The following is a 6552-nucleotide window of genomic DNA, read 5'->3' as shown; positions in this document are numbered from 1 at the left end:
ACACCGGTCACTTACAAAGTCATAGCGGTATTAAAGCGTGCCGAAGGGGTAGATGTGTATGACGAGCATACTAACTTCACGCCCTTCTCTATTAAATAAATGCTACCCCACCCGGTTGCACCGGGCTGGGGAGTGCTTTATTACAGTTGAAAGCGCTGAATTTGCCCGTGTAAGGTTTCAGCCAGCTGACTGAGCTGTTCGGCGTTGGCGGCAACCATCTCAGTGGCTTCATTCACTTCACTGGTTACCGACATAATGTGTTTAACATGGGCGTCGATATCGCCGGCAACTACCGTTTGTTCTTCGGTGGTTTGTGAAATATCTTCTGTCATGGCATGCACGCTGTGCATATCTGCGGCCGTACCGGCCAATACCGATACGGCATGCTCTGTGAGAGCGCGCGCTTTTTCAGCCTGTGATTCGCTTTGCTCCATAGCCGTAACAGAACTGTCCACACTGGACTGCAACCGCTCAATGGCCTGACGTACCACGTCGGTCGAGGTGCGGGTACGTGAGGCCAGCTTGCGAACTTCATCAGCCACCACAGCAAAACCGCGACCAGATTCACCGGCTCTGGCTGCTTCAATGGCCGCATTTAACGCCAGCAGGTTGGTTTGCTCGGAAATACTCTCTATTTCAACCATGACCTCAGCAATTTGCGCGGTGTCTTTTTCCAATGAGCGCAACCGTGAAGCGGTGTTGCCCACTACGCCAGACAGCGCCCCTACCATAGACTCAGACGCGTCCAATTCAGTGCGACTTTCGTGGACCCGTTCATTAACGGTATCGCCCAGCGTGGTTGTTTTGGCACTTTGCTTACATATGGCGTCGATGGTCGCCAGCAGGCTTTCAACCCCGGTGTGCATTTGGTGGGTAACATTGACCTGATCGGTACTGCCCTTGTGCGACTGTAACGAAGCGGCCGACAATTGCTGAGCGCTGCCGTGCAGTTGTGTTGCAGACGATGACAACTGATGAATTAGTGACACCATACTATCGAGCATGGTATTCACCGCTTTACCCATTCGCCCGAGCTCGTTGTCGGCCTGATACGTTACCCGGTGTGACAAGTTTGCAGCTGCCATGTCATCAATAACCGCTTCGATTTCGTGCAGTGGAACCACTATTGAGCGCACCAGCCACAAAGCAATCAGCAACAAAAGCGAACCAATGATTGCAACGCCTCCAAGGCTGTAGATGAGATCCTGTTTTACCGCACTGTGAATATCGGCCAGATACACGCCGGAACCAACGACCCATCCCCAGGGGGCAAAGGCCTTTACATAACTGATTTTGTCTTCAGCAACAGAATCACCGGCTGCGCGCCACTGATACTCAAAAAAGGCGCCCTCGGACTGCCCCGTAGTGACCAAAGCAGACATATTGGAAAACACGGTAACGCCGTCTTCACTTACCGCATTGGCAAAATTTTTACCCCTGACGGCAGGCTGCTGACCATGCCCAATCATGTCGACGGACTGATTCAATACAAAGAAATAGCCATCCCTACCAAACTGCTGTGCATTGAGCACTTCCAGCGCCTGTTCCCGCGCTTGCGCTTGAGTAAGTACGCCCTGCTCGGCACGTTGATAGAAATAGTAAATCTGACTGGTGGCAGCATCCACCAAATGCTGCAATTGCTGCTTTTGGTGTTGTACCGCATCACGATATTGGCTGCGTAAATTAACGGTTTCCAGTGCCAGCATCGCAAGCAATGACAATGACAGTAAAACGAGTAGACGAGTCCTTACAGACCAGGATGTTGCAAGCATAACTTCATAAATTCAATAACTTATGAACAGCGAACCTACATGAAAATAATTCCCATTTCCAGAAATTTTTATAAAAAAATATACATTAATAGAACCTTATAAATAAAAAGTATTAACTTTTTACCGGCGTTTTTCATCGGATTGTGCGTATCTGTTTTAAGCGTGGGAATGTGAATTATGACCAGGCAGCACGGGCGTAACACGAGGAATAGCAGGTGTGTTCGACCTTGCACAAAATGTTGCTAACAAAGACAAATATGTGCTGCTGACGCCAAAAAAAAGCGCCGCTATTTTGCAATAGCAGCGCTCACTCAGCAGGACTTAATTAAAACGTAGCGTTGAAATTAATTGCAGTAGTGCGAGGTGCACCAATCCAGGCAGCACCTGTAGCAATCGTGCCCAGGTAGCTTTCGTCCATCAGGTTGTTAATGGTCAGACGAATGTCAATTTGCTCAATGCCGGATACTGGTTGTTCCAGCGTCGCACCCAGATAGAAATCACTCACTGAATAAGCATCAACAGTAAACGACCCGGCAGAGCGATCACCCACGTACTTGGTAGACAGGCCTGCACTGTATATATCGCGCTGATAGTCGAGGCTGATGACCGCCATGTCTTCCGGCGTACCGATAACCTGCTCTCCTTCTGATCCCTCATCGGTATACTCAGAGCTGTTATGGGTGTAAGACATGTAAACACCAAAGGAATCGGTGACCTGATAATCCACTGCCAGTTCAATACCGTCTGACTCAATACCACCGTCATTGATGTAACCACCAGCAGCAGATTCAAGGAAATCAATACCGCTCACATCTTCGTTGCTAACAAAGCGGATACGATTTTCAAAGCTGATGCTGTAGTAGGTCAGGCTGGCATTCAGGCCGGGCATGGCATAGCGAATACCTACATCGATGTTTTCTGCGGTTTCTGGCTCGACTTTGCTTAAGTCGGCGTCGTCACGCTCCAGCACAACATCTTTAATGGCCGCGTAGTTTTCTGCGTAACCGGCGAAGACTTCTACGCCTTCAACAGGCAGCGGCGCTACTACACCAGCCGACAGCAGGACATCTGAGTCTGAAGAAACAGCGAGGTTATTCGCGCTGTCAAAGCGGTCTTTCTTTTCGACATCTACATTAAATTGTTTAGCACCCAGGCGAACTTTCGCTACGTTGAAATCCAGTTCGTCTTCGACATAGAACATCAGGGTTTCTACCGGGAATTCACGGCTGTACTGGATCCAGTATGGCACGTGATCAAACTCATAACTGACTTTTGAGTCGATGATTTTTTGCCAGCTACGTGTTTCTTCACGGTTGTAGTCTTCATACCACATACCACCGCGCAAGGTGTTTTGCATATCGCCAATCATAGTTGTCCATACCGCATCAACGTTGATACCCGCGCGTTGTTTTTTATAGTTGGTATGGCGATACGAACTCACCGGAATTGCATTATCCGGGTAACAAGCCGGATCATATTCTGCGCCGCCACCGCCGTATGGAAAGGTCAGAGAGCTGGCACATCCCTCTTCCGGCGTGAGTGCCATACCATTGGCATCGACAAAAAAGATTTGCCCGAGCACTGAGCCGCCCATCGCCGTGTTGCCGTGAACCAGTTCAGAATGGCCGTTTGTGCCATCGTCCGTCACATCCACAATGTAAGGTGGGATCCAGTCACCGCGGCCTTTGTTGTCGTGGTAATACGCGTTGGCTTTGACTTCTACATCGCCGAACGTCATGTTTGCTTCCAGATAAGCGAACCAGTTTTCACGCAAGGTAGACCAACCGCGGCGGTATGACTGGTCGATATACGGAATACCCGACCAGTCAGAGGTTAGCTGATCCCACTCCGGGTTTTGCTCGAACTGGCTCAAACCATAGATACGCTGGTAATTATCTTCATGGCTGTCGTCATAAGACAAATACGCTGTGATATCCATATCGTCCAGGTAGCTGACAATCTTTGCCGCATAGTGATCGCGATTGGCTTCGCCAACTTCGTCCATCCAGTCGTTGTTATTCTGTGACGACAAGCTCATCCACGCATAGGTGTTTGGCGCGATTTCGCCCGTTTCCAGTCGTACATATGTCTTTTGCGCACCAAAGTCGCCGGTTGTTGCACTTACTACCAGCTGTTCATCCATACCCGGGTTTATGGTCGTGAAGTTCAGTGTTCCGCCAAGTGCTTCGTTCGAGCGTGATGCCACATCCGCCGTACCCTGAGATACCTCAACCGCACGCAGGTTTTCGGTGTCGATGTAGCGATTGGCTTTTGCGCCCCCGCCGTAGTTAGAGTTACCGTTAGCAATGCCATCTACCGTAATACCAATTTGCTGCTGGCTTAAATCAACCTGAAAGCCACGAATTGAAATACTCGTAGACCAGTCATCGGAGCCGAAGGTATCACCTTCGTTAATCAATACGCCAGGCAGGTTGTCTACCGCCGCTAAGACGCTGGTCAAGCTGGTCTGCTGTTTCAGCATTGGCTCATCTGTGGCGTTATTTGCGTAGGACACGCTACGGCCGATAACCGTCACTTCTTCGATTTCGTCCGGTACCTCTACGGCAGCTTCATCTGCCTGCACGGCAGTGCTAGTGGTAACAGAAAATGCGCTGATTACTGCCAGTGCCAGAAACGAACGCTTAGGCATCATTGTGGTGTTCATGTGTGTTCCTTTAGCCATTATTTGAATAGTGATGGCGCGATAGGCTAGAGCCGCTGAATGACAAATCCATGAACGAAACTTGACCATTCGGTGAAGGAATAATGACAGTTAATTCATTGTGTTACTGTCACATTTGTAAATAAAAAGTGAAATTTTTCTGACTAATACCGACGCGTTGTATGGCAGACGGTAAGTTGAACGTATTGTGAACAAGGCAAGCATGAAGAAGAAAAGTCGGAGATGGCCATAAGCCGGGTTCTGTTCTCTTTCGAGTGGTAATCATTCCTCTAGGCCAGCAATTGCTCACTGGCTCAAGCAACCTACCCGCTCCCCGTGCGGGCCGCACGTATAGGGAGCCTATTTGGTCTTGCTCCGGGTGGAGTTTACCATGCCACAAACTGTTACCAGTTGCGCGGTGCGCTCTTACCGCACCCTTTCACCCTTACCGGCGCCGAAGCGCTTAGGCGGTTTACTCTCTGCTGCACTGGTCGTCGGCTCACGCCGCCCAGACGTTATCTGGCACCCTGCCCTATGGAGCCCGGACTTTCCTCCCCTTTCGCAAGCGAAAGCAGCGATTACCTGGCCATCTCCGGCGCGCATGATACCGCGTTTACCCAATAATACCAATCGGCTTATTCACAGAACCTCTTTCTAGTAGCGTCGCCTTAATTGTAAAGAAAAAATTCTAAGCATAACGCTAATTAATTCAATACGTTAAACAATATCCAGATTTAGCAATGTGATTTTTTTGTAAATTTTTTAGGGGGATTTTTTTACCTTGCTTCGTCTTTACTCCTAAGCAGCAACTCACCCTTGCTGTGCCGGTGCTGACTTGACCGGCAATTTGTTGTGTAACCCGTGCTTGTGCGGCCAATGGGCATTTTCTCCCTGGTTTTACGCCCATTGGCCCGCTGGTCGGCTTCCACAGGATCCACACAATCGTCAGGACAGAGAACATAACATGTACAACAAAACAAAAACCGCCTGCGCAGTAGCAGCCGTGCTATCCACTATGGTGGCATCACCGCTGGTACTGGCCCAGGACGCCGCCCAACAAGAAGTTGAAACCATTGCTGTAACCGGTATCCGCTCATCTGTTGCCAAATCCATGGACGTCAAGCGCAGTTCTGCTGGCGTGGTAGATGCAATCAGCGCAGAAGACATTGGTGACTTCCCCGACACCAACCTGGCTGAATCCCTACAGCGTATTACCGGTGTGTCTATCGACCGTTCAGGTGGTGAAGGTCAGTTAATTACCGTGCGTGGTTTTGGCCCGCAGTTTAATACCGTGTTGGTTAACGGCCGCCAGATGGCGTCGGAAAACCAAAGCCGTGCATTCAGCTTCGATACCATTGCTTCAGAACTAGTTAGCAGCCTGGACGTACACAAAACGTCTACAGCCACTATGCAGTCTGGTGGTGTGGGTTCAACCATCAACGTAAACACCGCGCGTCCGTTCGCATTAGGCGGCTTCAAGGTCGCTGGCAGCGTGAAAGGCGTGTATGACGAAAACAGCGAATCGACGACACCGCAACTGTCGGGCTTAATCAGCAACACCTTCAACGACGACACCTTCGGCGTGCTGCTGGCGGTATCGCATCAGGAGCGTGAAACCCGCCTGAACCAGGCGCAAATTGACGGCTGGTTGGAAAACGTCGGTGTACCAAACCCGGTAACCGAAAGTGGCGAAGCGTGGGATGGCAATGTGTTCTCACCGCGTAACTACGACCACAAAGTGACCTTTGAAGACCGTACCCGTACCAACGCTAACCTAGTATTACAGTACGCGCCTAGCGATGACCTGGTGATCACGGCTGACGCGCTGTATTCAAAATTTGATGTGGAGTCCAATGCCACGTCTTACGGTCACTGGTTCACTGCGCCGAATATTCAGGGCGTATCCGATGACGGTAGCCTGTTCGATGCCAATGGCGATCGCCTGAGCCCTACCGTTGATGCTAACGGTACGGTTATTGACCTGTACCAGGAAGTGGGTCTGGCGACTGATATGCACGCCAAGACATTCGATCGTCTGACCGACACGCTGTCTCTGGGTCTGAACTTTGATTACCAGTACAACGACAATCTGAACCTGAAGTTTGATTTAAGCCATTC

General features: G+C 50.1%; 3 protein-coding genes and 1 other RNA gene. 1 reads left to right on the top strand and 3 read right to left on the bottom strand.

Going from position 1 to position 6552, the window contains the following annotated elements; translation table 11 throughout:
• Positions 1–140: 140 nt before the first annotated feature.
• The 3 genes from AC4MRN_RS18790 to rnpB form a co-directional block, all read right to left on the bottom strand.
• Positions 141–1772 carry a methyl-accepting chemotaxis protein gene (locus tag AC4MRN_RS18790; RefSeq protein ID WP_491204153.1) on the bottom strand — a complete coding sequence of 544 codons (1632 nt, stop codon included), beginning with the start codon at positions 1770–1772 and terminating at the stop codon, positions 141–143.
• A gap of 325 nt (positions 1773–2097) precedes the next feature.
• Complete coding sequence (locus AC4MRN_RS18785) at positions 2098–4437, bottom strand: TonB-dependent receptor (RefSeq protein ID WP_491204152.1); 2340 nt, start codon at positions 4435–4437, stop codon at positions 2098–2100.
• A 232-nt stretch (positions 4438–4669) separates the two neighbouring features.
• An RNA gene (gene rnpB / locus AC4MRN_RS18780) (RNase P RNA component class A) lies at positions 4670–5028 on the bottom strand.
• 370 nt (positions 5029–5398) lie between these two features.
• Between rnpB and AC4MRN_RS18775 the strand changes: the two genes are divergently transcribed.
• The coding region (locus AC4MRN_RS18775) for a TonB-dependent receptor (RefSeq protein WP_491204151.1) at positions 5399–6552 on the top strand (1154 nt) is incomplete at its 3' end.

The organism is Marisediminitalea sp. (assembly GCF_984433645.1).
This window is presented reverse-complemented; position numbering and strand designations above follow the sequence as displayed.

What these genes read in the sequence shown, in the direction of transcription:
- AC4MRN_RS18785 (WP_491204152.1), bottom strand. Translation starts at nt 4,437, where the DNA reads ATGAACACCACAATGATGCCTAAGCGTTCGTTTCTGGCACTGGCAGTA.
- AC4MRN_RS18790 (WP_491204153.1), bottom strand. Translation starts at nt 1,772, where the DNA reads ATGCTTGCAACATCCTGGTCTGTAAGGACTCGTCTACTCGTTTTACTG.